Annotated in this window: 25 protein-coding genes and 3 pseudogenes; 11 read left to right on the top strand and 17 right to left on the bottom strand. The window is 57.0% G+C overall.

Annotated elements, in window-relative coordinates; translation table 11 throughout:
* Nucleotides 1-106 precede the first annotated feature (106 nt).
* Nucleotides 107-2101, top strand: coding sequence for a copper-translocating P-type ATPase (locus AFE_RS11200; RefSeq protein WP_225487190.1), 1995 nt, complete (start codon nucleotides 107-109; stop codon nucleotides 2099-2101).
* 123 nt (nucleotides 2102-2224) lie between these two features.
* On the opposite strand, the pseudogene AFE_RS15780 reads toward AFE_RS11200, so the two are convergent.
* The 3 genes and pseudogenes from AFE_RS15780 to AFE_RS16615 all read right to left on the bottom strand — a co-directional run.
* Nucleotides 2225-2400: pseudogene (locus AFE_RS15780) on the bottom strand (mercury(II) reductase); the annotation flags it as partial.
* A 307-nt stretch (nucleotides 2401-2707) separates the two neighbouring features.
* Nucleotides 2708-3019, bottom strand: coding sequence for a snapin/pallidin family protein (locus AFE_RS11205; RefSeq protein WP_009569249.1), 312 nt, complete (start codon nucleotides 3017-3019; stop codon nucleotides 2708-2710).
* A gap of 311 nt (nucleotides 3020-3330) precedes the next feature.
* A complete protein-coding gene (locus tag AFE_RS16615; RefSeq protein ID WP_158303828.1) occupies nucleotides 3331-3504 on the bottom strand; it encodes a hypothetical protein in 174 nt (57 codons plus the stop codon).
* Nucleotides 3505-3588: 84 nt separating this feature from the next.
* Here AFE_RS16615 and AFE_RS16620 point away from each other — a divergent pair.
* From AFE_RS16620 to AFE_RS11245, 7 genes and pseudogenes are all read left to right on the top strand, one after another.
* Nucleotides 3589-3974 (top strand): annotated as a pseudogene (locus tag AFE_RS16620) (IS1634 family transposase); the annotation flags it as partial.
* Between the two features lie 407 nt (nucleotides 3975-4381).
* Complete coding sequence (locus tag AFE_RS11220; RefSeq protein ID WP_009569252.1) at nucleotides 4382-4648, top strand: hypothetical protein; 267 nt, start codon at nucleotides 4382-4384, stop codon at nucleotides 4646-4648.
* A 62-nt stretch (nucleotides 4649-4710) separates the two neighbouring features.
* On the top strand, nucleotides 4711-5802 hold the full coding sequence (locus AFE_RS11225) for a heavy metal translocating P-type ATPase (protein WP_225487670.1): 1092 nt from the start codon (nucleotides 4711-4713) through the stop codon (nucleotides 5800-5802).
* A gap of 27 nt (nucleotides 5803-5829) precedes the next feature.
* The gene (locus AFE_RS11230; RefSeq protein WP_012537200.1) at nucleotides 5830-6225 is read left to right on the top strand and encodes a DUF302 domain-containing protein; all 396 of its coding nucleotides are present in this window, start codon (nucleotides 5830-5832) and stop codon (nucleotides 6223-6225) included.
* Between the two features lie 61 nt (nucleotides 6226-6286).
* A complete protein-coding gene (locus tag AFE_RS11235) occupies nucleotides 6287-6493 on the top strand; it encodes a CopZ family metallochaperone (RefSeq protein ID WP_009560961.1) in 207 nt (68 codons plus the stop codon).
* A 4-nt stretch (nucleotides 6494-6497) separates the two neighbouring features.
* Nucleotides 6498-6737, top strand: a complete 240-nt coding sequence (locus tag AFE_RS11240) for a glutaredoxin family protein (protein ID WP_009560960.1) — start codon at nucleotides 6498-6500, stop codon at nucleotides 6735-6737.
* Between the two features lie 24 nt (nucleotides 6738-6761).
* A complete protein-coding gene (locus AFE_RS11245) occupies nucleotides 6762-7184 on the top strand; it encodes a c-type cytochrome (protein ID WP_012537201.1) in 423 nt (140 codons plus the stop codon).
* Between the two features lie 398 nt (nucleotides 7185-7582).
* Here the strand turns inward: AFE_RS11245 and AFE_RS11250 are convergent.
* The 11 genes and pseudogenes from AFE_RS11250 to AFE_RS11305 all read right to left on the bottom strand — a co-directional run.
* A pseudogene (locus AFE_RS11250) lies at nucleotides 7583-8432 on the bottom strand (IS1595 family transposase); the annotation flags it as partial.
* A 73-nt stretch (nucleotides 8433-8505) separates the two neighbouring features.
* Nucleotides 8506-10110, bottom strand: a complete 1605-nt coding sequence (locus tag AFE_RS11255; protein WP_225981804.1) for a cation:proton antiporter — start codon at nucleotides 10108-10110, stop codon at nucleotides 8506-8508.
* Between the two features lie 1142 nt (nucleotides 10111-11252).
* Entirely contained in the window at nucleotides 11253-12872 is a 1620-nt protein-coding gene (locus AFE_RS11265) for an APC family permease (RefSeq protein ID WP_012537204.1), read from the bottom strand.
* 24 nt (nucleotides 12873-12896) lie between these two features.
* Entirely contained in the window at nucleotides 12897-13361 is a 465-nt protein-coding gene (locus AFE_RS11270) for a hypothetical protein (protein ID WP_148208625.1), read from the bottom strand.
* 20 nt (nucleotides 13362-13381) lie between these two features.
* Nucleotides 13382-13729, bottom strand: coding sequence for a hypothetical protein (locus AFE_RS11275; protein WP_223306780.1), 348 nt, complete (start codon nucleotides 13727-13729; stop codon nucleotides 13382-13384).
* A 70-nt stretch (nucleotides 13730-13799) separates the two neighbouring features.
* The gene (locus AFE_RS11280) at nucleotides 13800-14099 is read right to left on the bottom strand and encodes a hypothetical protein (RefSeq protein WP_012537207.1); all 300 of its coding nucleotides are present in this window, start codon (nucleotides 14097-14099) and stop codon (nucleotides 13800-13802) included.
* Nucleotides 14096-14467, bottom strand: a complete 372-nt coding sequence (locus AFE_RS11285) for a P-II family nitrogen regulator (protein WP_009561063.1) — start codon at nucleotides 14465-14467, stop codon at nucleotides 14096-14098. The genes AFE_RS11280 and AFE_RS11285 overlap by 4 nt, the downstream gene beginning before the upstream one ends.
* A gap of 57 nt (nucleotides 14468-14524) precedes the next feature.
* On the bottom strand, nucleotides 14525-15715 hold the full coding sequence (locus AFE_RS11290; RefSeq protein ID WP_012537208.1) for a porin: 1191 nt from the start codon (nucleotides 15713-15715) through the stop codon (nucleotides 14525-14527).
* Between the two features lie 79 nt (nucleotides 15716-15794).
* Complete coding sequence (gene proB, locus AFE_RS11295) at nucleotides 15795-16793, bottom strand: glutamate 5-kinase (protein ID WP_009566656.1); 999 nt, start codon at nucleotides 16791-16793, stop codon at nucleotides 15795-15797.
* A 153-nt stretch (nucleotides 16794-16946) separates the two neighbouring features.
* Nucleotides 16947-18503, bottom strand: a complete 1557-nt coding sequence (locus tag AFE_RS11300) for a RimK family alpha-L-glutamate ligase (RefSeq protein WP_012537209.1) — start codon at nucleotides 18501-18503, stop codon at nucleotides 16947-16949.
* 33 nt (nucleotides 18504-18536) lie between these two features.
* Nucleotides 18537-18866: a GNAT family N-acetyltransferase gene (locus tag AFE_RS11305; protein ID WP_012607436.1), complete on the bottom strand. Its 330-nt coding sequence runs from the start codon at nucleotides 18864-18866 to the stop codon at nucleotides 18537-18539.
* A 50-nt stretch (nucleotides 18867-18916) separates the two neighbouring features.
* Between AFE_RS11305 and tnpA the strand changes: the two genes are divergently transcribed.
* The 3 genes from tnpA to AFE_RS11320 are packed head-to-tail and all read left to right on the top strand — an operon-like array spanning nucleotide 18917 to nucleotide 21274.
* Complete coding sequence (gene tnpA / locus AFE_RS11310; RefSeq protein ID WP_012535937.1) at nucleotides 18917-19249, top strand: IS66 family insertion sequence element accessory protein TnpA; 333 nt, start codon at nucleotides 18917-18919, stop codon at nucleotides 19247-19249.
* A complete protein-coding gene (gene tnpB / locus AFE_RS11315; protein ID WP_012535936.1) occupies nucleotides 19240-19587 on the top strand; it encodes an IS66 family insertion sequence element accessory protein TnpB in 348 nt (115 codons plus the stop codon). Before tnpA ends, tnpB begins: the two co-directional genes overlap by 10 nt.
* Nucleotides 19588-19636: 49 nt before the next feature.
* Entirely contained in the window at nucleotides 19637-21274 is a 1638-nt protein-coding gene (locus AFE_RS11320; protein ID WP_012535935.1) for an IS66-like element ISAfe4 family transposase, read from the top strand.
* Between the two features lie 512 nt (nucleotides 21275-21786).
* Here the strand turns inward: AFE_RS11320 and AFE_RS15790 are convergent.
* From AFE_RS15790 to AFE_RS11335, 3 genes are all read right to left on the bottom strand, one after another.
* Entirely contained in the window at nucleotides 21787-22068 is a 282-nt protein-coding gene (locus AFE_RS15790) for an HU family DNA-binding protein (protein WP_012537211.1), read from the bottom strand.
* Nucleotides 22014-22238 (bottom strand): hypothetical protein, encoded by a 225-nt coding sequence (locus AFE_RS11330; protein ID WP_012537212.1) that lies wholly within the window; start codon nucleotides 22236-22238, stop codon nucleotides 22014-22016. The genes AFE_RS15790 and AFE_RS11330 overlap by 55 nt, the downstream gene beginning before the upstream one ends.
* Before the next feature lie 141 nt (nucleotides 22239-22379).
* A complete protein-coding gene (locus AFE_RS11335) occupies nucleotides 22380-22604 on the bottom strand; it encodes a hypothetical protein (protein ID WP_009569773.1) in 225 nt (74 codons plus the stop codon).
* Between the last annotated feature and the right edge of the window lie 8 nt (nucleotides 22605-22612).

A 22612-nucleotide genomic window follows, 5' to 3' on the forward strand; every position in this document is an offset into this window, starting at 1 on the left:
CTCGTCTCGTTGGTTAAGAGCCAATGTCTGCAGCCGGCTCTGCGGGCTCCTGCGGCGGTAAAATAGAGAGGATTCTATGGACCATTCGGGACATCAGGAACATGGGATGGGTAACGCTCATCCCGGCGCGCACGGCGGTCACAACCATGGTGCCATGATCGCCGATTTCCGGCGACGGTTTTGGGTATCGCTGGCCCTGACGATCCCTATCCTCCTTTTGTCGCCGCTTATCCAGCGGCTGCTGGGGCTGGAGGCGGCGCTCGCCTTCACAGGGTCATCCTATGTGCTTTTCGCGTTGTCGAGTGGAGTGTATTTCTACGGCGGCTGGCCCTTCCTGAAGGGACTGTTTGCCGAGCTCGAGACCCGCAAGCCAGCCATGATGACGCTGATCGCTCTGGCCATCAGCGTGGCCTATTTTTACTCGAGCGCCGTCGTGTTCGGGGTGCAGGGGGAAGTGTTCTTCTGGGAGCTCGCCACGCTGATCGATGTGATGCTGCTCGGCCACTGGATCGAGATGAAATCAGTCCTGGGGGCTTCTGGTGCACTGGAAAAACTGGTGCAAATGATGCCATCCGAGGCCCATCTCGTAACCCCGGAGGGCATGAAAGACGTGCCGGTCGCCAATCTGCAGCGCGGTGACCGGGTGTTGGTGAAGCCCGGCGAAAAAATCCCTACGGACGGACGTGTCATCGAGGGACGGACCACCATCAACCAGGCCATGCTCACCGGCGAAAGCCAGCCCGTGGAGAAGGGGGACGGCGACGAAGTGATCGGTGGTTCGGTTAACGGGGAGTCGAGTATCACCGTCGAGGTCCACAAGACCGGCAGTGAAACCTATCTTTCACAGGTCATCGAGATGGTGCGCCGGGCACAGGAGTCCCGCTCCCGGACCCAGGACCTGGCCGACCGCGCGGCCCTGGTGCTGACCCTTACCGCGTTGAGCGTCGGCGGACTTACCCTTGCCATTTGGCTGGTCCTTGGCCAGCACTTCGAGTTTGCCCTGGCCCGCATGGTCACCGTTATGGTGATTGCCTGTCCCCATGCCCTAGGCCTGGCGATTCCGCTGGTCGTCGCCGTGTCCACCGCCCTGGCGGCACAGCATGGGCTGCTTATCCGGGACCGGTCTGCTTTTGAACGGGCGCGCCAACTGCAGGCGGTGGTGTTCGACAAGACCGGGACCTTGACGGAGGGACGGTTCGGCGTCACGGATGTGGCCGTGCTGGGCGGATACGCCGAAGATGAGGTCGTGCGGCTCGCCGCAGCCCTCGAAAGTCAGTCGGAGCACCCCATCGCCGCCGGCATCGTGGCATATGCCAAAGCGAAGGGCATCGGCTTCGAGCCTCCCAAGGAATTCAAGGCCATCCCCGGCAAGGGTGCGCAAGCCGTTGTAAATGGGCGCAATGTGAAGGTCGTAAGCCCCGGCTATCTCAAGGAGAGCGGTCTCGATGTCAGCGATGAGCGGATCGCGGCCTTGGCATCCCAGGGCAAAACGGTGATATACCTGCTCGTCGACGAGAAACCGGCGGGGGCTGTCGCGCTGGCCGACATCATTCGAGCGGAGTCGCGGGAAGCCCTCGCGCGGCTGAAGGGGATGGGCGTACAGGTGATGATGTTGACCGGCGACTCCGCAGCGGTGGCCCGTTGGGTGGCCCAGGAAATGGGGCTGGACGACTATTTCGCCGAAGTGCTCCCTGGACAAAAGGCGGAGAAGATCAAGGAGGTAAAGGCGCGGGGATTGCGCGTGGCCATGGTCGGCGACGGCGTCAACGATGCGCCTGCCCTAGTGGAGGCGGATGTCGGGATCGCCATCGGGGCGGGCACGGACGTCGCCATCGAGTCGGCGGACATTGTGCTGGTCCGCTCCGATCCCCGGGATGTGGCGGCTATCCTGGAACTTTCCCGGGCGACCTATCGCAAGATGATCCAGAACCTGTGGTGGGGTGCCGGCTACAACATCGTGGCGATCCCCCTTGCTGCCGGGGTGGCTTACAGCGTTGGCCTGGTGCTTTCCCCGGCGGTGGGGGCGGCCCTGATGTCCATTTCCACCGTGATCGTCGCCATCAACGCCAAGCTCCTCCAGAGGGTTCGGCTCACCGCCTAGCGCATGGATCGACAAGCAGCCAGCATGTCGCTTGTTCAGAGATTCCCCGAACGCAGGATCGCTAATTAACCCATCTGGCAACTGCCGTCGCAAAGTAGGCGTTCATCGAATACCTCCTTTTCCTCACCCGGCGCAGCAGGAAAACTGCTTCACGTCCTTGTTGAGGTCTGCGCCGCGAGCTTCAGCCCTTCGACCATCGTCAGATAGGGGAACAACTGATCGGCCAGTTCCTGCACCGTCATGCGGTTGCGAATCGCCAGCGCGGCCGTCTGAATCAGCTCGCCCGCTTCCGGCGCGACTGTTAACGGACAAAAAAGTATCCTCCCAGAAAATATGTAACTTATTGATTTATCGTTATCCGAATTTAACTGGAAAACAATGTTTCATCCTGAATCGATGTGTCTCTGAGAGAATAGCGCATTTCTAGAACAATAAAGTTTCATCCTGCCGTCTGTTGGCAGGAATCCCTTGTGCTTGCGCTATACCCAATGTCACATGAGCAGTGTAACCAGATTGCCCGGAAATTGATGGTCGATGCTTAATCTGGTTGAATCGACCAGGTGGTAGGTGATGTTTTGTTTTGTGGCTGTCATCTATAGACGTTCTCTAATCGCCAGCAAGACGGTTATGAGAGACAAGCAGCGTGATAATCTGGTCCAGCTTATCGCTTTGGCGTTGGATTTTATCTTCAATCCTTGTCATCCTATTTTCAATACGATCCATTCTGGCATCAAGGCGCGACTCTATCCTCGCCATTGCTTCAGAAGCTTCCCGGCGCTGGGCCAATATCTGCGAGGCCTGCTCACGCAGCCGCTCACTCATTTGGCTTTGAACGCCGCGAACCTCGGCTATTTGCGCTTTATGCGCGTCGAGTTTAGGCACCAGTAACCTCTGCACTTCTTCTGCGACGCTCATCATAAATTCTCCATACCGCACATAGTATAAGGCGGAGGGAAACTCGACAAGTAGAACCAACCTGCTGTCTCTGGTTATATTAGAAAAGCAGTTGCGGCCCAGAAGCTTGGGTAATGGGGGGCACCATTAGGCCCAATAATGTTTAGATGGCAATAATAGGGCATGGGTCGCAAGGCGATTGCAACGGATCGCCCCTATCCCTGATTAGGTATGAACTCATTTGTCTGCGCACCCCGCGTGGGTTACGCTTGCCACGACTGGTAACAGCGCGGCCAGAAGCCATTTTCCGCAACACACTCTGCAACCAGACAGACCTACCCCGAGGGGGGAATAGCGCCGGCTGCGGGAAGACGGCGATGCAGGACGCGCACCGCATGGATGAAGGACAGATCCTGAGCAGCCTGACCGGTTTGCGCTGCAGCTTCGGTCATCAGATGGCGCACCGCCGCATGAACCAACAGGAGGGCATAGAATTCCTGCTCCACCAATTCCGGTCGCTTGCTGCGTAGTACGACCCGGCGCTCGGCCAGATGGGTCTTGAGTTCATCGAAACTGGATTCGATAGACCGGAAACTGAAGAAGTCATCGGCGAGCGCCCCTGGAATGATCTGCGGCTGGTCATCGCCCATGATCCCATGACGGCGGCGGACCAGACCGCCAAGCGGAATGCGCGGATCGAAGCGCTGATTACCCAGGGCGACCAGTGGGCCGGCAAACTGGATGATCAGGATGACGGCAAGAAACACCGGGGCCGCAAGCTCTCCGGCAGCGATGCCAAGGCACGCTTCTACCATGCCGTCTGCGAGGCACATTTATCGCGTATTATCCAGGTGGACATGGCCGCCAGCAGTTTAGCTACGATATCGACGATAGCGCACGGGCGCTGGCGGAACGCATGGATGGCAAGCTCCTGCTCGTGACCGATGGGCAGGAGCTACCGCTCAGCATTTTCTCTCGGACTCCATGCCACCAGCTGGGCCACGGGCTCGCCTTCTCTGAGGATGATGATTTCCTCGCCCTGGACGGCCAGCCCCACTTAGTAGGGCAGTCTTGCCTTGGCGTCGGTGAGATTCACGGTACTCATGGTATGACTCCTCTTGTATCTACATGCGTCGGTGAAGTTACGGAGCGGCCCTCGAAATGTCGGATACTCCACATCCTCCTGGACGGACTATAGCACTGCGGGAATCCCCGCGTTATCCCCCGCGACGACGGTCCAGGACCTCGTCCACCCTGCAATTTGCGTTGCGGTTTTTTGCGAACCTGGATATCCCCCGCGGTATCGTCTACATTGAGTGTGAGGTACTTGCACCGCAAATGTACGGCTATAGTAGGATAACCTATCTACAAGTGAGGTGTAACGTGATGAATACCAATCAGATGCATGATGTTCAGGCCGCTCTCTCATCCTGTTCCTGTACGGCGCGTGTAAAGGGTATCGGTCTTACCTTCGGGAATCTAGTGCTGTACGCCATGCCCATTTTGATATTAGCCGTTGCTGTAAGCCATTGGTTCGCACAGGACTATCTGTTGGAATTGGCTGCGGTTTTTGCGGGTGATGTCATTGGCCTTTTCCTGGTTATCCGCTTGGAGCGTTACCGTATCCGCGCGATCGCACAGCGAGTTTGCTAACGAGCATTTTCTGGGGTGGCACGGTTGCGGGGACGCTGACGATTCCAATTTGACACCCCCGCATTTGGTGGAATGCTACCGCTCCATCCAGTTGCGGGCAGTTCTTTGCGGAATTTCGCAAAGGAGAGGCACTGGAAACGCTATCGCATGTCGACACCCTGCTATTCGACAAGACCGGTACGTTGACCGAAGGCCGTCCTGCCCTTGTTGATCAGGGTGGCCCTGATTCTGCCAAAGCATTACGTCTGGCCGCAGCGTTGGAGTCGGCTTCCGAACACCCACTCGGGCGGGCTATTGTCACCGCGGCTGGCGAGCGCGGTATGCACTTGCCCACGGTCAAAAATTTCCGCTCCATTGCCGGCTATGGGATCGAAGGTGAAGTGGAAGGCCGTATGGTGCGTGTTGGCGCCCGACGTTTTATGGAGCGCGAAAATGTGCTGTTGGGGGATGACGCCGAGACTGCGGCACAAAGAGAAAATGGCGGGCGCACAGTGGTGTTCGTCGCGGTCGACGCAACGCTGATCGGGTGGCTCGCCATTGCCGATCGCATCAAACCGGAGGCGTATGTGGTTGTACAGGCATTACGCGCGCGTGGGCTGCAGGTAGCCATGGTCACTGGCGATGGACGGGCTACCGCTCAGTCTGTTGCCAGGCAATTACATATCGAGCAGGTGCATGCCGAGGTGCTGCCCCAGGATAAGGCGAAAGTCGTCACCCAATTGCAGGAACAGGGCCGCCGGGTCGCCTTCGTCGGCGATGGCATCAATGACGCTCCAGCGCTCGCACAGGCTAATGTCGGCATTGCACTCGCTTCAGGCACGGACATCGCCATCGAAGCAGCAGACGTGACCCTCACGCGTGGGCAACTCGGCGAGGTGGTCACGGCACTGACGGCGGCACGGCGCACCCTGAGCAATATCCGCGGCAATCTGTTCTGGGCCTTTTTCTACAATATTCTACTGATCCCTGTTGTGGCTGGCGTGGCCGTGCCTATCGGCATCCATCTGAATCCGATGGTGGCTGGCGTAGCCATGGGGCTGTCCTCCGTTTTCGTGCTCAGCAACAGTTTGCGCCTTAAACGGCTCAAGGCTTATGTACCAACGGTAACGCCGGGTGCTGTACAGAATACCGCACTCGAACCTGCTCATTCCTGAGCGATCGTTCAAACGAGGAGAATCCTTATGAGTCAGTTCGTTTTCAGCGTACCCGCCAAGGGCGATTTTGAAACCACCGTGGCGCAGGTCACTGCGGCCCTCAAGGTGGAAGGCTTCGGTGTGCTCACCACGATTGACGTGGCCGCGACGCTCAAGGCCAAACTGGGCATTGAGGGACGGCCCTATGTCATTCTCGGGGCTTGCAACCCGCACTATGCTCATCAGGCGTTGGAGGCCGATCCCGACATTGGTGCCTTGCTGCCCTGCAACGTGGTGGTGCGCACCGAGGCCGATGGCAGCGTGAGCGTGGTGTTCATGGATCCCGCCGCCGTGCTCGGCATGGTGGACAGGCCGCAAATTACCGCGCTCGGCATCGAGGTGCGCGACAAACTCCAGCGTGTGGCTGATGCCGTGCGCGGTTGAATGATACCTATACGAGCGTATTGAATATCCCTTTTACTTCATTCCCAACAGGAGAAAACCTATGAGCGATATCAGGCTGAAGATCACCGGTATGACCTGCGGACATTGCGTGCGGGCCGTGACGAAGGCGCTGGAAGGCGTATCTGGCGTTGAAAAGGCCGATGTCACCCTCACGCCAGGAGAAGCTGTAGTGCATGGTCAGGCGAGCGCTGCCGCATTGATCGCAGCGGTCAAGGAAGAAGGCTACGACACGGCTGTGCAGGACTGAAGCCATGGCGAAGGTGCTACTCTACACCAGTCCCGGCTGTCCGGACTGCGCCGCTGTCAAGCGCTACCTCGAAATGCGCGGTGTCGCTTTTGATGAACGCGACGTCACCGCGCCGGGCGTGGCCGAAGAAGCGAAATCCCGCTACGGCGTGCGCGTCGCGCCGATCACCGTGATCGACGGCGGGGCGCTGTACGGTACTTTTGCCGAACAGAAATCGCGGCTCGATGCTGCATTCGGTGGTTAAATGCAGTGTATCAGGAGGCTTGAAATGGACCGGAAAACCATCAGGCGTTTGGGTCTTGCCGCAGCGTGCGCGGCATTTATTGTTTCGCCCGCCTTCGCACAGGGCATGATGGGCGGCCCCGGCATGATGCCACACATGCCGATGATGGCGGTTCAGCATAGTCTTCCACGCCAAGCACCCGCAGCGATTTCCCGCTACGGCTGCATGAGTTGTCATGCGGTGGCACATGGCGTCGTCGGACCTGCCTTCGAATGGGTGGCCTGGAAATATCAAAAGCAGCCCGATGCCCTGGCGCGGGTTTCCTCCTTCATAGAGCACGGAGGAACATCCACATGGGGCGGCATGATGCCTGATCTAAACGTACCCGATGCAACCGCCCGGGATATTGCGCAATGGATCCTTAAACTCAAACCCGTACAGCCGCCGCAGACGCAGGGAGAGCACTGAACTGGGTTGACGTGAAGGTTCGCATGTATTTTTCGGCGCCTTGGGTTGGTGGCCAGCCGTGGTATTCCTGGTTATGCTGGCGGTGCTGCCCGCCGTGACACGCTCGGCCTGGGGATAACGCACCATGCAACCTCCGGGGCGGGCTCAGTAATGGGGCGGTTACAATTCTCGAAAACCATTCTCAAAGACTAACGGTTTACAGCCATAATAACGAATTTCGAGGACATGGTGGCCAAACTGCCGAACGGTCGCTTACGCTGTCCTGCCGCTGTTTGAGCCCAGATGCTCGGCAGCAGTAGAGGGTTGTTTGATGCCTGACCATACTGCTGCTGGTTTTGCAGGGCTTCTTGGGCAGATGCCAAACAACCATCTACTTAAGCGGGCATTCAACTTCATGATTAGCACGATGATTCCGCTGCACGGAGCCATCGCTCTGGTCGGGGTCCGGTGTTGACGGCGGCACGAAGCAAACTCAGGGGCAAGGCCGCCAAGTTGAAACGGCGGTTGAAGCGATAAGTCATGGTGGAGAGATAGCGTTGCGCATATTTGCGAAACTTGAAAGCATGGTAAGCCCCGGAAAGGCCCGTTTTGAGGTTGCCCAGCACGGTGTTGACCCACCGGAACTGGGGCAAATCCAGGGGCTTGCGGCCCCCGGCGACGATCACCGCATGCGAACGCCCCGCATCGGCTATTCCGTTGAAACAAGGGAGGCCATCGGTCAGGACCTGACATTCTGTATTGAGCGTGCTGCGCGCCCAGTCTTCTATGGCGGTACTGGTAAATCCCTGAATCGCGGTAAATCGCGCGTAGACGGGATGTCCCTGCGCATCCACCGAGACAGCGGCAACAAAAGGGACTTTGTTCTCAGACCCTCGTCCGGCCTTGCCACCGGGATTTTCCCCGCCCAGATAGGCATCATCGGCTTGTACCGCGCCCAGCAGAGTGTAGACCTCCTCGCGTTCGACCATGGCCTGCATCAGCTTATGGTGGATGTGCCAGGCCGTGGGGTAGCTGACGCCGAGTTGGCGCTTCAGAGCCAGTGCAGACAATCCCGTTTTGGCTTGGCTAATCAGATAAAGTGCCAGAAACCACGTGGTCAGAGGCAAGTGGGTACATTGAAAGAGGGGCTCCGGCAATCAACGAAGTCTGGTGGCGGCAATGGCTGCATTGAAAAGTTTTGCGCGAGCCACTTTTCAGAAGAGAATGCGGGGTACCGTCACACTGGCGGTAATGAAATCCATCTGGCCAGCATCTTCTCCTCAGTCATATCCTGGGAGACCATTCTGCACATCTGAAAAATTCAGAATACAACGCCGCTCAGTTACTTACCTTGATCCGGCAGAAGCAATCGTTCTATCAGTCCATCAATATTAGTCTCGACTTCCAGCAGTTCGGCATCGATATTCGCTGCCAGCCGCTCAAAATTTTCGTGCCCTATGAGACTCTCTTGACGTGCATCCAGCAAGCGCTGTTTCTGCATGGTCAGCAGTCGCCGATACAGGCGATAAAAGTCAGTGCGGAAACGATCCTCATCGGCAATGTCGAGGTTTGAGAGCCGGTCTTTGGCGTCTTTGCTTTGCTGGATATAGCGCGTGGACAAAGCATCGAGCGCCTGTGGATCCCGCACCCCCTCATGGCGCAATCGATCAATCTCCTGGAGCCCCATTTGCGCCAGGGTCAGACGCATGCGCTGCATCTCGAAATCGGCGGGGAGTTGCCTGCGGCTCAGCACCCCCAAGGCGCGGGCTACCGGAGATATGCTTAGGCCCTGAATCAAAATGGTCAACAAAACCACACCAAAAACGAGATTGATCAACATTTCCCGGAAGGGGAAGTGTTGTGGAAGACTCAAGGCCAGCACCATGGATAAGGCGCCACGAATGCCGCCCCAGATCAGCACAAAATTCCACGACCACGGCATGCGCGCGCGCGACCGGCTCAGCAAAGCCCCCATGCTATAGATGACTACCCCTCGGGCGATGGTGATGGCCACATAGGCCGCTATCACCAAGGGCCATATCCGTAGTAAATCAGGCAAGCGAATGGTGAGGCCCACCAGCAGGAATACCAGGGAATTCAGCGCAAAGCCGATGTACTCCCAAAAAGTGTTCACCACGAGTCTGACCGAGGGAGCCATGCCCCTTTTAGCACCGTAGTTTCCACAGATCAGGCCAGCCACGGCCGTACTGATGACCCCGGAATAACCCAACTGCATGGCAACCAGAAAGCTGCCATACGCGGCGAGTATGGTGAAGGTGATCTCTACCATGCCGTCATTGACGCGTTTGATGACCTCTGAACTCAGCCACCCGACGATGGTCCCGATCAAGACGCCACCACCCACCACGGCCAGAAACTTCACCGCCAAGGCGGAAGCGGTAATGGGTTTCCCCATCGCCATCGCCAGAAACAAGGTGAAGAAGACGATAGCGGTTCCATCATTCAGCAGGCTTTCACTCTCCACCAGAAAGGTGAGCCGTTGTGGTGCCTGCAGTTCGCGAAAAATGGCCAGAACCGAAATCGGATCCGTCGCGGCGACGGTCGCGCCAAATACCAAGGCGACACCGAGCGGCATGGTCACTGCCGCCAAATCGGGTAAATAACGACTGGTCCAGAGGAATACGAATGCCGTCACCACGATGGATATCAGCACACCGGGTACGGCGAGGCCAAAAATAGCCAACCGATCGCGCCATAAGGCACTGGCGGATAGGTGATATGCCGACTCAAAAACCAGTCCTGGCAGAAAAATAGTGAACAAAAGCTCGTGCGTCAGGACCGGCGCGGGAAACAGGTGGAGTGATCCCAATAACAGTCCGCCCAAGACCAGCGCAACCGTATAGGGTATGCGTAATCGGTTGGACGCCATCGCCAGTAATGACGCAGCCACGAAAAGATAGAGAATGGCAGTTTCCGGTATCATCATCGTTCCTACGTGCTATTCATTGAGTGAAAATCTGACGCACAACGCGTCCGGGTGAGGCAGTAGGCTGAATATAACCATCACCATGTGCCCAATCACTCCACCGTCACCTCCCAATGCCTATTTCTCACCGGATTTCCCAACCACCTTTTTGAAGCGTCCAACTCGCCGAGATTCCCAACGGTAGCCGAAGAATGTAGCAATAGACCGTTTTTTCCCAAGGCAGGCGCCGTTAATCAGAATCCGCAGAGGATCAAAATTCACCTTTCTTTTCCGGAGTGCGGCTCTGCGCAGAGTGGTAACGTGACGCTGACCGCCACGCCAGACCCATACGGCCAACATGATAAAAACGAGCCATAGTCCCCCTATCAACATACCCGCTAGCATAACACCCCCATTCCTTGGTCAAACAATGATCAGACCATCATGCAATCTCTGTTCAGAAGTCCGCGAACCGCGCTTAACATTCTCATGCTGGGCTTTCAGCCTGACCGCTAGCGGTAACAAACTGTCTGCTTGGTCCGCAATGACTTGGTTTTGCCATAAGCCGAAACGCTGGAACCTGTTCTTTCAGGAAATATTTTCAGTTGTTCATTGAACTTGGCCCCTTAACCCGGTTTTCGTTTCAACGAGCCTCACAGGCCCACTGCGTGCAGAGTCGCGGTTTTATCAATGCGCCATCACGCTAAAACCCCCTTTTCAAGGGGGGGGGGGTAAAGCGGCGCTTGGCTTTTGAGCCATCAATGGGCGAAAAAAGCCAATGCTTTGCGGTATGGCAGCCCCGTCCTTCCCGCTCTTGAGAGCGGCAGCCGTAGGCTGAGGGCGGGGAGGACGTCCACTGTTCGTCGATCTCTTTAGATTCCTTTTAGTAACTCCGTTTCATCTACGACATCCCAAATGCCGCCTGCAGCGAATCAAGTGCTGAACAGTCCAGCGGTATTTGGCGTTTTCCACTTTCATATGTCACGTCCATCGCAACACCCACCACCCTGTTATCCAATTTGGCGCCGATGCGGAAGATCTCTTAACACTTTGGCCAGTTCGGCGGAATTGGATGCTGTAGATGCCACCCATCTGTCCGCTTAGTGATAAAAGATCTTCCGCATCGTGCTGTTTATCCGCGCGTTTGAATGGTCGTGGAAAGCTCACGGCGCATGCCCAATTCCATGGGCAAATTGTAGCATATAGGCATTTATCTGCTGGTCAGAAACGGCTTGATGAATAGCCATATAGAAAATTGACACGCTCAGCACAGCCACGACACCCATACTGGGGAAAAATGTCAGTGTGCCGATACCCCCCAAACTTTTGGGTCCGATCCAACTGATGAGCCAGAGGCCGCAGAAATAAGGTATGACCCACCACATATACTGCCAGCCCATTTCCGACCAACGACCCTTGCGCCAGATTCCCGTTATCGCATAGATCGCCAGCAAGCCAGAGAGCGTGCTGAAGATGAAATTCAGGGTATGCAGGCCAGACCAAAAGACAATCCAGTTTGAAACCACAAAAGCGAGGGGAGCCAGTGCCGGCGCCCACCACAGCCGAAATGGTCGGTCACCCTCCGGTAGCGCCCGACGCAACTGCAGTAACGCGATAGGGCCGATCACATAGGAAAGTACGGTCATCGAGGCAATATAACCCACCATTTTCTGCCAGGATGGGAAAGGGAAAAAGAACACCGCGCCCACTACATAAAGCAGGATGAGGCTCACCCAGGGAACGCCAAAGCGATTGACCCGCGACACCCATTGCGGTGCGGCTCCCGTCTCCGCCGTCGCCAAGCTGACTCGGGCGGCCGTGGTCGTGTAGATCAACGCGGTGCCCGCCGGAGACACGAAAGCATCCACATACAGAAGCACGGCTAACCAGCCGATTCCGATCGAAATAGCTAGCGCTGCAAACGGACCGTTGATGCCGTGAAAACGCAAGTTCTGCCATCCCCCATGCGCCAGATCCTGCGGGTTGACGGCACCTAGAAAAGCCACCTGCAGACCGATGTAAATGGCTGAGGCAATAAGCACGGAACCGATCACGGCGATGGGGACGTCCCTGCGCGGATTCTTGCTCTCCCCGGCAAGATCGATGGCGTGCCGGAATCCCAGCAGGCTAAAAATGACACCACCACTGGCGACCGCCGCAAACATGCCATGCAGGTCAGTCACCTGGTTGACCGCACGCACCGCAAAATTACCCGGATGCCACGAAATGGAGATCAATAGAATCACCGTCAACAACGGAATGGCCAGTTTCCACCCTGTGGCCGCATTATTGATTTTGAGCACCCAGCGCACCACCAGAAAATTGAGAACAACGAATATCGTCAACAGCAGCAGGGCCGTTCCGAATCCCTGCGCGCTCAACAAACCCGTGTGCGGCTGCAAAAATCCCGGCAGATAGTTATTGGCATACGTCAGCACGGCCGTCACTTCAATCGGCGCTATCGCAGCATATGAGAGAAAAAGCATCCAGCTCCACAGGTGCCCAACGATAGGACCATTACCCACATGCGCCAAATGTACCACCGCCCCGGCACGCGGGATCAGCGGCGCCAATTCGGCAAAAACCAGGGCGAGGAGCAGAATCGCCAGCGCGCCGATGAGCCAGGACCCGATGCTCAGGGGTCCGGCAAACTCTGCGGTATACAGTGGACCGAACAACCATCCTGACCCAATGGAGGCACCGACGCACGCGAACAGCAATCCCGTCAGGCCACCCTCGCGGCGAAGCTTGTTTTTGCGTATTACAGGCTTAAAACGGGGCACAAATTCCTCCTTTTTGAGCTCTGATCATGTGGATACACCATGGGTTTGGGCGGACCCCTTTTCAGTGGATTCCTGTTTCCGCAAATACTGGTTCAGGCTATTGCCATGCAACTGCACAATCCGCCACTGCGGCGCACCTTCCGCATTCAGGGTCCAGAAGCCCAACCAAGCATTTTGCAGGCAGACCCACAACAAATGATGATTGACTTCTTTCAGTAATACCCAGGTGTGCTCATCTTTTACAGGGCCCGCGAACAGTCCACCGAACACAGGATTATCGGCGGCCACTGCAGAACGGACCTGCTGTGCCAGCCACTCGTCGGTGAGCGTGGCCGGTTTTTGAGAGAAAAAGCCACGAGCCCGTTTCCGATGGTAGCGATAGAGGACATAGAATCCGACGAGCAGCGCCACAAAACTCAACAACACGATGCTGATCATGACGGAAGGATACGTCGCGGAACCGATTTCTACGCTCTTTGATGCCAGCACGTCTGTCCACAGCAACATGGCTAAAAGAGCCGGTCAGCCCGGCGCACCAAAATACGGCGCCAGTGTTTTACATCCTGCAAACTGACCCCATACTGACAGGCGATGTCCCCGGCCTGATCGGGTCTCGCGCGATACGCCGCCAAAGCAATCATGGCCTTGACCGACGGGTCGGGCTGCCAGTGTCCTGACTTCGATCTCGCACGGCGGGGATAGAGACGCCAAGCGTTCTCCAACAAGGTACGCCAGCAGGACTTCACCAGACTAGCGTCCACCCGTAATTCCTGTGCCAGGCTTTCAAAAGACCATTGCGGTTTTCTCACCGCGAGCAGCGCCAGAGTAGTGCAAAGCTGGCGTGAAGACGATGTCATGAAAGCCACCATAACTGATTCCTCTTAAAAAAAAGGTGGTGAAAGCACCAGGAAGGCATGTTGTCCCCCACTATCGCGTTCCGATGATTTGCTGTTGATCCTGCCGCGCATCATGATAACCCTCCAGAAAGGCATAGAGCTGCATGCTTGGCAAAGGACAGGCCACTTTTGAATACCTTTCCTGCCCCGCTGAAATCGCCAGTTGAAAAGCACAGCCAGGATGTGTTAGCGCCCAGTCATACCCTGCCTTCCTGGCCCTCTCGCGCCGAAGCTTGCTGGCAATTCCACCGATCCTGTACCACAGCAGGAATATCCCGCCAAGCACAAAAACGCCTTCTGCCAGATCGCCGACCAGTGACGGAGCGCTCATGACGCCGAAAGCTCACCGTAAAAAGGCGGGTTACAGGCCTCGTCCCCCATTTCCCCGGTGCGGATGCGAATGGCTTCCGAGACATTCAACACAAAAATCTTCCCGTCTCCATCCTTGCCGGTGCGTGCTTCCTTAACCACTGCCGCAATGGCATCATCCAGCCTTTCATCACTGATGACCGCTTCGATTTTTATCCTGGCGATAAAATCAGAAACATACGTATGGCCTCGATAAATTTGAGAATGGCCTTTGCGCTGTTCAAAACCCGTGACTTCGGTAACCGTCATCCCCCGTATACCGATAGTGGCCAGTGCATCACAAATGTCATCCAGCTTGAATGGTCTGATAATGGCGGATAACTGTTTCATGGCGACACCTCATACGCAGACTTGAGACTTCACAAAAGGTACCTATCGGTCCTATGGTTAAAACAGAAACCCAGTTTCGAATAGCGCGCGAGCCTGTGTAGGATTATTCCCTTGCGGACCGAAGACATCACCCTGGGTATAGCTGCTTGCCTGCACATAGGAAAACTCAGCGCGGGCGAAGAAATCGTGATCCTGGTAGGTGGGCGTCACGGTGATGGACCACGCCTTACTACCAGGTCCATACATCAGATTAACCGCGCCATCGGTGGCATTGCCGGTGCTCGCAATGTACTCGGCCCGGGCGGCCAGGGTAACGTGGGGGGTGAGGGCATAACTCGCCAGAATGGCCGCGCCTCTGGTCCCCGTGCCGCGTTCCACGCCGATAGCGGGATTGGCCGACACCTGGGTGTACTGGAGGTAGGGCTGAATCATCCATGGGCCCGAGCTATAGGTATAGATCAGGTTGTAGATGTCGCTGTTGTTTTGATAAACCGGGGTGGCGAGTGTGGAATAACCCGTCTGTCCCGCATTGCCCATGCCCACGAAACTCACGGTGTTGGCGGAGTTAATGGTGTAGGACAGGTCGCCGGAAAGCCAGTTGAAGCGATTGGAGTAGAAACCGTCACTCCATGCGAGAGAGGCGCTCAATGGCCCCGCGCTGTAGTTGACTTGCACCCCGCGATTGACGGCGTTTTCCTGGTTCCACAACAAGCCGCGCTCGATGTTCATATTCTCGAAAGTGAAGGTGTATTCCGCGCCGATCAGGGTGGGGAGTTTGCCGATCAGCACCGAGAAGTTTTTGGTGGGAGCGATCTTCAGATAGGCCTGTGGCAAGGCACCATAATAGTCGGCGGTGGTGGCTCCCGTGGAAAGGAAAGGCGTGCCCAGGGCAGGCATATTGTAGGCACCGGCCTGGAGGAAGAACTGGATCAGCCCGTGTGTCTTCTGGATGAAGATCTGGCCATTGCTGATATCGGCGTGGGTGAGCCGATCACCGGGGACTCGGTTGTCCTGCCAGACGCCCATGCCGCTCATCACGCCGGTAATGTCCAGTTTTCCTAGCGGGCCGGCATTAAACTGAAAAGGAGATGGTGACTGCAGCGGTCCGGTCATCGCTGGCATCGGCAGGGGCGCGGCTTGAACAGTGTCCGATACCAGAGCCAGTGTGGATAACACTGCGACAGCAAGGATTGTTAAACTCCTCTTGCTGCTGGTGCGAGGGGCTTTTTTCGTGGTGAAGCGGTTCATCATGTTTCTCCAATTGCGTAAAAGAGGCCTGTACACCAGGTATGACTGGCGCGATCGCGTAGCCAATAAATGTGAAAATTTATTGGCCGTTGAATATTGGTATTGCGGTAAAAGGTGGCGTTTCCGAATAAAAAGCCACCACCTCATCTTTTACCCGGCGCACGGGATGGATCACCCACTGTTGGCCGTGGTGGATCTGAAGACGTGTCCAGGCATCCCGACGCAATTTCCGGTCGAATTTTCCAGAACGCAGAAATGTCCCCAAAAGTGCCCCCTTGTGCAAGCGCAGGAGCACATCCGGAATTCGTCCATCGGCAATGAGCGTGGTCGCACCAGAGCGCGCCGCATGGGTGGCGGCGTGTATTTTGGTGAGCATCCCGCCGGTACCCACGGTGCCACCGCTTCCACCCGCCATATGCTCATACCGTGGGTCACCCGCCATACCTTCCGTGATCATTTCGGCATCAGGCCGTGCGCGCGGGTCCGCTGTAAATAGCCCTGATTGATCAGTCAGCAATACCATCAGGTCGGCATGCCAGACGTTGCTGACCAGGGCGGCCAAATGGTCGTTGTTGCCCAGAGCATTATCCAGATCGACGATCGCATCGTTCTCATTGATAATGGGCAACATCTGCATTCTCAAGAGCATTTCGATGGCGGACCGAGTCTTCTTGAGGCGCTTCCGATCTCTGAAGTTATCGCGCGTCAGCAGTATTTGCCCGCAATGCGTCCCTCCCTCGGCCAGGAGATTCTCATAAGCATGAATCAGGGCGGATTGCTCCACGCTGGCCGCCGCCTGACGCTCTTCGGCGGTGGTCATCTTCTGGGCCCATCCCAGGTGACATTTGCCGGCACTGACGGAACCGGAGGAAACTAATACGACCTCAATATCTTCGGCGCGAAGTCGCAGTATTTGCTGCACAAGTTTCTGCATGGCCGACAAATCCAGTCGTTGGCCGTCTTGAGTCAGCAGACTGCTCCCGATCTTGATAACCCAGCGGCGTGCGCGCTGCTGTAGCGCTGCCCGGTCGGGCACTACGGAATGCATAGTTGCTTTACCGACAATATTCATGGTCATTATAAAGACTCCATTGGTTTAAAAACCCGTTTGGTTATGTCCTCAACGAAGATTGTAGATGGTCCTCATCTATAAATTCCATATAAATGGTATATAATTTGTGTATATTTTTAGGGGCTGTAATCAACCTGGAAGGCTGCAGATCAGGGGTGCTTATAAGATGGTTGTCCGCAGGCATGGCCTTTTTATTTCCATAGCCCCACCATTCGCAGGCCACCCGGTCCCGGGCCGCCCATGCGACGTCTCCATGCGCCGGATCAAGGAGCGCAGCACCGTCTCGTAGAGGACATCCCCCATCACGCCGTCCTCAATGCCGCGATCGATATTCGGATTGTCGTTGACCTCCACGACGAAAACGCCTTCGGACGTTTCCTTGAGATCCACACCATAGAGTCCGTCCCCAATCAGGTTGGCGGCGCGGACGGCAGTCTGCAGAACGAGCGCGGGTGCTTCGTGGAGGGGGATCGTGCGAAACCCGCCCTGCAGGGCGCGCCCGTTGTCCAGGTGACGCACGATCTGCCAATGGTTGGACGACATGAAGTATTGGCAGGCGAACAGGGGTTGCCGGTCCAGCATGCCGATGCGCCAGTCGAACGGCGTATAGCAATAAGGTTGAGCCAGCAGCAGGTCAGAGTCAGCGAACAGTTCGGCGGCCACCTTTCTCAAGGTCTCCGGATCGGTGACTTTCCGGACTCCGCGGGAGAAGGACCCGTCCGGCACCTTGAGCACGAAAGGATAGGACAGCCGTTTCTCCAGGCGTCGAAGATCGGTCTTGCGGATAATGACGGTTTCGAGGATCGGCACCTGATGCGCCCGCAGTATCTCCGTCAGATACACCTTGTTCGTGCAGCGCAGAATGGAATCCGGGTCGTCGATCACCACCAGCCCTTCCTGTTCGGCCTTCCGGGCGAACTCGTAGGTGTGGTGGTCAATACGCGTGGTCTCCCGGATGAACAAAGCGTCGAACTCGGCCAGTCGCCCATAGTCCCGGCGCTGAATCAGTTCGACGTGAATTCCCAGACGCTTTCCTATGCGGACAAAATGCTTCAGCGTTCGAGAACTGGATGGCGGCAATACTTCCCGGGGATCGTGGAGGATGGCCAGATCGTAGCGCATGCGCTCGGCGGGCTTGCAGCCTGCAGGCTTCGACTTGCGCCGGCGGCGAGCGAGATAGTGCTGAAGGGCGGCACGGAGCTCCGCTTTTTCCACGGCGTCCAGGTCTCCGATGGGTAACGCGCAAACCCTTTGGATGCGCCAGACGCCATTGGCCCGAAGCTGCACCTCCAGCGCCGGCATGGGCAGGTGCTCGAAGAGTTCCCGTGCGAGTCCCTGCATGGGGCCATCCGCCGTCCAGCCGAAGAAAATCCGCAACACATAAGTGGATCCCACCTCCTTCTGCAGGTTTTCCGTCGCTTTTTCCAGCAGAGGTTGCAAATCGGCGAGTCCCGGGCGGTACAGGGATTGCCTGCGCACTTCCAGCAGGGTGCGCACTTCCGGCAGAACGTGGTGACCGCGGGCCTCACCCAGCAGCGAGCAATAGTAACCCACACCCCCATACTCCAGGTTCCGGCACAGGTTGATGACCCGGGTGCGTCGATCTTCCGGCTGGTATTTGCGGCGCAGGTAATCTATCGCGGTGATGACGGGGATATCGAAATCATCGGCCGGCCAGTCGCGGCGGGAATCGACAACGATCAGGTTTTTAGGCATGGGAAATTCCGGGATTTGGGTGAACGATACGCATCAGAGCGGTTTTTCCATGCGAATCGCGGCGGTGCGGTCCACCTGTGGCGGTGCGGCCTCGTAGTATGACGCGATGCGGTCGAAAGGCCGGTAACCGACGCTGGTGTACAGGCGAAGAGCCGCAGTATTGTCCTCGCGCACTTCCAATCGTATCCGATTCCGCCCGGACGCCATGGCGACAGACTCGGTACATGCCAGAAGTGTCCGGGCCATGCCTATCTGGCGGTGTTCCGGCGCCACGGCCAGTGAATAGATACGTGCGATGCGTGAATTTCGCCGCATCAGGAGAAGCGCATAGCCGGTAACCGTCCAAGCAACCCACCTTCCCAAATTTTCTGACCTGACCGATCCTGATCTGCATTCAGCGCGGAGGGATGGTGATGAAGAAAGAAGAGAAAGTAGCTTATTGGCGGCAGCAGGTAGAGGGATTTCAGGCGAGCGGACAGTCGGTCAAGAATTATTGTGCGCAGGCGGGGATCGCCGTAGCCACGCTGCATTACTGGCGCAAGCGCTTTGCCGATTCTGCACAAACGCCGTTGCTGTCCGCCGTGCCCGAAGGGTTTTTGCCGGTAACTCTGGCTGCGCCGGTCAGGACGCCTGTTTCACCGGTAGAAATTCACCTGTTATCCGGTCGTAGCCTGAAGCTTGCGGCGGCGGTAGATACCAGCTGGCTCCAGACCTTGGTGCAGATTCTGGAAAGACCATGTGGCTAAATTCGAGCAGCCGGATCTGGCTCGCGGCAGCGCCCGTGGATATGCGCTTGGGCTTTGATGGCCTGGCGGCTAAGGTGCAGGGGGTATTGGCTGCCGATCCTTTTTGCGGTCATGCTTTTGTCTTTCGCAACCGCCGGGGGGATCGTCTGAAATTGTTACTGTGGGATGGACTGGGTTTCTGGCTGGTGTATCGCCGTCTGGATCAGGGACGACTCCATTGGCCCCGCGCCGATGCCGGTGCCCTGGAACTCTCCGCTGCGCAGTGGGCGATGCTGGTAGAGGGGCGCCCGTGGACGCCGTTACCGACCTTGGAAAAATGCACACCAAAACTGCTGTAACTAGCGGGAATTGCTTGTATAAATAGCCCAGTTCCGATACTATTTTCTGATGATTTCAGCGCCGCAAACGCCTCTTCCCACCAGCCCGGACGCCCTGCGCGATCTGGTGCTGAGCCTGCTGCAACAGCAGGAGGAACAGGAAGCGGAACGCACCCGGATCATCGCCCAACAGCAAGCGGCCATTGCCCTGCGCGATGAAACCATCGCCCGCCTGGAAAGCACCATCGCCAAACTGCAGCGCTGGCGATTCGGACGCCGTTCGGAAAAGCTCTCTCCCGACCAGATCAGTCTTTGGGAAGAATCGCTGGATACCGAAATCGCGGCGATGGAAAGCCTCCTCGAAACCGTTCTGGAAGACAGTGCGGCCGTGACCGCTGGCCGTGCAGAGGGAGCAGCCGCCGACGCGCAGACCGTAACGGTCCCCGCCCGTCCCGTACGCCGGCACCCCGGCCGCATGGCGATCCCCGCCCATCTGCCCCGGGTAGAAGTACGTCACGATCCCAAGACTTGCACTTGCGCGCAATGTGGGGGTCCACTCGAAACTGTCGGGGAAGAGATCAGCGAAAAACTGGATTATATCCCCGGACGCTTCCAGGTGATTCGCCATATCCGCCCCAAACTGGCCTGCCGCCCCTGTGGTACCATCGAAAGTCCGGCATTACCGGCACAGGTGATTGACAAGGGCTTGCCCACGGCGCGCCTGGTGGCCCATGTGATGACGGCGAAACACGTGGATCACCTGCCTTTGTACCGGCAGGGAACCCAGTACCAGCGAGCGGGCGTACCGATCTCTCGCGCCACCCTCTGCAGCTGGCTGGGTCAGGGCGAATACTGGATCAGTCTGCTCGCCGAAGCTTGCAAAATGGCCTTACTGGAAGGAAAGATTCTGCACGCCGACGAGACGCCCTTGCCCGTCCTCAACCCCGGCAGCGGCAAGACGGACAAAGCCTATCTCTGGGTGTATCGCAGCCAGGCGGATGCCCCGCATCCCGTCGTGGTCTTTGATTATGCCCCGGACCGTAAGGGGATCCACGCGCAACACTTCCTGGGCGACTGGCAAGGCATCCTCCAGACCGATGACTATGGGGGGTATGATGCCCTCTACCGCAAGGAACAGATCATCGAAGCCGGATGCTGGGCGCATGTACGCCGCCACTTCTATGACGTGGAACAGCGCGGTCCCAGTCCGGTAGCCCAGAAAGCCCTGGCCTGGATCGTCAAACTCTACGCCATCGAAGCGGAGATCAAGGAATCTCTACCAGATCAGAAAGTCGCCGCCCGGCAGCAGCGTGCCGGTCCCCTGCTGGAAGCCTTCCATGCCTGGCTCACGGAAACCCAGATGCAGGTGGCGCCGAAAAGTGGTATTGCCAAAGCGATGGCCTATGCCCTCAACCGTTGGAAAGCACTGACGCTCTACCTCGAAGAAGGACAACTCAGCATCGATAATAATCCGGTGGAGCGGGCGCTGCGGGGCGTGGCCATTGGTCGCAAGAATTTTTTATTTGTTGGAAATGATGCGGGTGGTGAACGTGCCGCGTCCTTCTACAGCATTATCGAAACGTGCAAACTCAACGGCGTCGAGCCCTTCGCTTACCTCTGCGATGTGCTGGAAAAGCTCCCGACCTGGCCCAACAAGCGGCTCCACGAACTTTTGCCGTGGAACTGGAAAAAAACCGCATTACCCTGATCGGCGCTAACCCGCAAGGGTGGGTTGGCTGAACGTTTACCATAGCCGCAAATGCGAGTGCCATTTTCGACCACGAGAATCCTGGCGCGCGCTTGCAGAGTGCAACCCCCTGCCGGGGTGCAACTCCCATGTGCCAGAAAACGGCGTAGCCCGGAGCGTGAAATACGATCCATGGAAAAGCATTGGTTCTCAATGGCGGTAAGCGCATCCAGATCCCTAAGGCCAGCCTCGCGGATGGTGCCAGCATGGGGCGCTGGTCGCGCCTTCGTTAGGGCTGTGGTGTTCAATCTGGTGCGAAGTCTTTCTGTGAATGGACGAGGGTCGCGGCACCCCCCGCCGGGTTCAGCAGGTCCGCCAGCAGATAATTCCTTTTTTCGATTAAGTACGCGAAGATTCTGTCACTCCTCAATAAAATTCTGCCGCCACACGAGTTTTCCCGAAGGATAACCGGACAGCCATGTACCTCGCGAGTCATCTAAATCTTCCGAAGGCTCTGGGCGTCCGTCGCAACGCTAGGAGTTTACCCTGTCCTGAAACGTCTTCGTGGCCTTGAAGGTCACGACGCGTCGTGCTGGGATCTGGATTTTCTCACCCGTCGCAAGATTCCGGCCTTTCCTCGCTGATCTGTTGGTGAAATGGAGCGTATCGACTTCCGGGATGAGTATCTTTTCCGCCGAGTGCATTTCGGCGCGAATGGTCCTGGCAAAGGCTTCCAGGAACCGCGCCGCATATGACCATATTACGTCTTCGGGGCATAAAGTAGATACCATTTGCGTAACGCCAGCAGGCACCATACAAACTCGACCACACCGAAAGGCCAAGTGCCGGCCAGAAATCCATAAATGGACGTTCCGAGGCACGATACGGAAAATGCCAGAGTCCACCAAAGGGAGCGCGCCTCCAGGGCATAAAAAATCATCATCAATGTAACAGTGATTACGCCGAAGAGCGTTAATGGTGACATGGGTGGTTCCTTGCGGGGTGAGAACTGATGCCTGTTTAAGAGCCTGCGCAGGAGGTAAAAAAGAGCGTCCATCTGTCCTTTCAAAAAACCAGCAAAACACTTTTCCTGGCAGACAGACTCGGCACACCGACCATGATCAGATCACGGCAGCGAGGGATCATCGGAATGGATGGACTGCGGTGTCTTTCCCTCGTGCGCCATTGCCCATCCGCGCTCAAATGCATAAGCCAGCACGCCAGACATATGTTCGGGAAAATAGGCTTCGCAGGCATCCTCGACCTGGTCGGCAGTAGCGTCCAAGTGTTGCAGCGCCCAATGGTAGCCCGCCCACTCGGCCGCGAGGATGCTTTCTTTCAGTGTTTCCATGTGTTTTT

Origin of the sequence: Acidithiobacillus ferrooxidans ATCC 23270 (assembly GCF_000021485.1) — a bacterium.
GTDB classification, from domain to species: domain Bacteria; phylum Pseudomonadota; class Gammaproteobacteria; order Acidithiobacillales; family Acidithiobacillaceae; genus Acidithiobacillus; species Acidithiobacillus ferrooxidans.

Coding starts and splice junctions, on each gene's coding strand:
- AFE_RS11245 (WP_012537201.1), top strand. CDS start 6,762: ATGGACCGGAAAACCATCAGGCGTTTGGGTCTTGCCGCAGCGTGCGCG.
- AFE_RS11235 (WP_009560961.1), top strand. CDS start 6,287: ATGAGCGATATCAGGCTGAAGATCACCGGTATGACCTGCGGACATTGC.
- AFE_RS11255 (WP_225981804.1), bottom strand. CDS start 10,110: ATGATGATACCGGAAACTGCCATTCTCTATCTTTTCGTGGCTGCGTCA.
- tnpA (WP_012535937.1), top strand. CDS start 18,917: ATGAAGAAAGAAGAGAAAGTAGCTTATTGGCGGCAGCAGGTAGAGGGA.
- AFE_RS11335 (WP_009569773.1), bottom strand. CDS start 22,604: ATGGAAACACTGAAAGAAAGCATCCTCGCGGCCGAGTGGGCGGGCTAC.
- AFE_RS11200 (WP_225487190.1), top strand. CDS start 107: ATGGGTAACGCTCATCCCGGCGCGCACGGCGGTCACAACCATGGTGCC.
- AFE_RS11320 (WP_012535935.1), top strand. CDS start 19,637: ATGATTTCAGCGCCGCAAACGCCTCTTCCCACCAGCCCGGACGCCCTG.
- AFE_RS11280 (WP_012537207.1), bottom strand. CDS start 14,099: ATGAGCGCTCCGTCACTGGTCGGCGATCTGGCAGAAGGCGTTTTTGTG.
- proB (WP_009566656.1), bottom strand. CDS start 16,793: ATGACCATGAATATTGTCGGTAAAGCAACTATGCATTCCGTAGTGCCC.
- tnpB (WP_012535936.1), top strand. CDS start 19,240: ATGTGGCTAAATTCGAGCAGCCGGATCTGGCTCGCGGCAGCGCCCGTG.
- AFE_RS11240 (WP_009560960.1), top strand. CDS start 6,498: ATGGCGAAGGTGCTACTCTACACCAGTCCCGGCTGTCCGGACTGCGCC.
- AFE_RS15790 (WP_012537211.1), bottom strand. CDS start 22,068: ATGGTGCCTGCTGGCGTTACGCAAATGGTATCTACTTTATGCCCCGAA.
- AFE_RS11230 (WP_012537200.1), top strand. CDS start 5,830: ATGAGTCAGTTCGTTTTCAGCGTACCCGCCAAGGGCGATTTTGAAACC.
- AFE_RS11220 (WP_009569252.1), top strand. CDS start 4,382: ATGAATACCAATCAGATGCATGATGTTCAGGCCGCTCTCTCATCCTGT.
- AFE_RS11300 (WP_012537209.1), bottom strand. CDS start 18,503: ATGCCTAAAAACCTGATCGTTGTCGATTCCCGCCGCGACTGGCCGGCC.
- AFE_RS11205 (WP_009569249.1), bottom strand. CDS start 3,019: ATGATGAGCGTCGCAGAAGAAGTGCAGAGGTTACTGGTGCCTAAACTC.
- AFE_RS11285 (WP_009561063.1), bottom strand. CDS start 14,467: ATGAAACAGTTATCCGCCATTATCAGACCATTCAAGCTGGATGACATT.
- AFE_RS11275 (WP_223306780.1), bottom strand. CDS start 13,729: ATGACATCGTCTTCACGCCAGCTTTGCACTACTCTGGCGCTGCTCGCG.
- AFE_RS11330 (WP_012537212.1), bottom strand. CDS start 22,238: ATGTCACCATTAACGCTCTTCGGCGTAATCACTGTTACATTGATGATG.
- AFE_RS11290 (WP_012537208.1), bottom strand. CDS start 15,715: ATGAACCGCTTCACCACGAAAAAAGCCCCTCGCACCAGCAGCAAGAGG.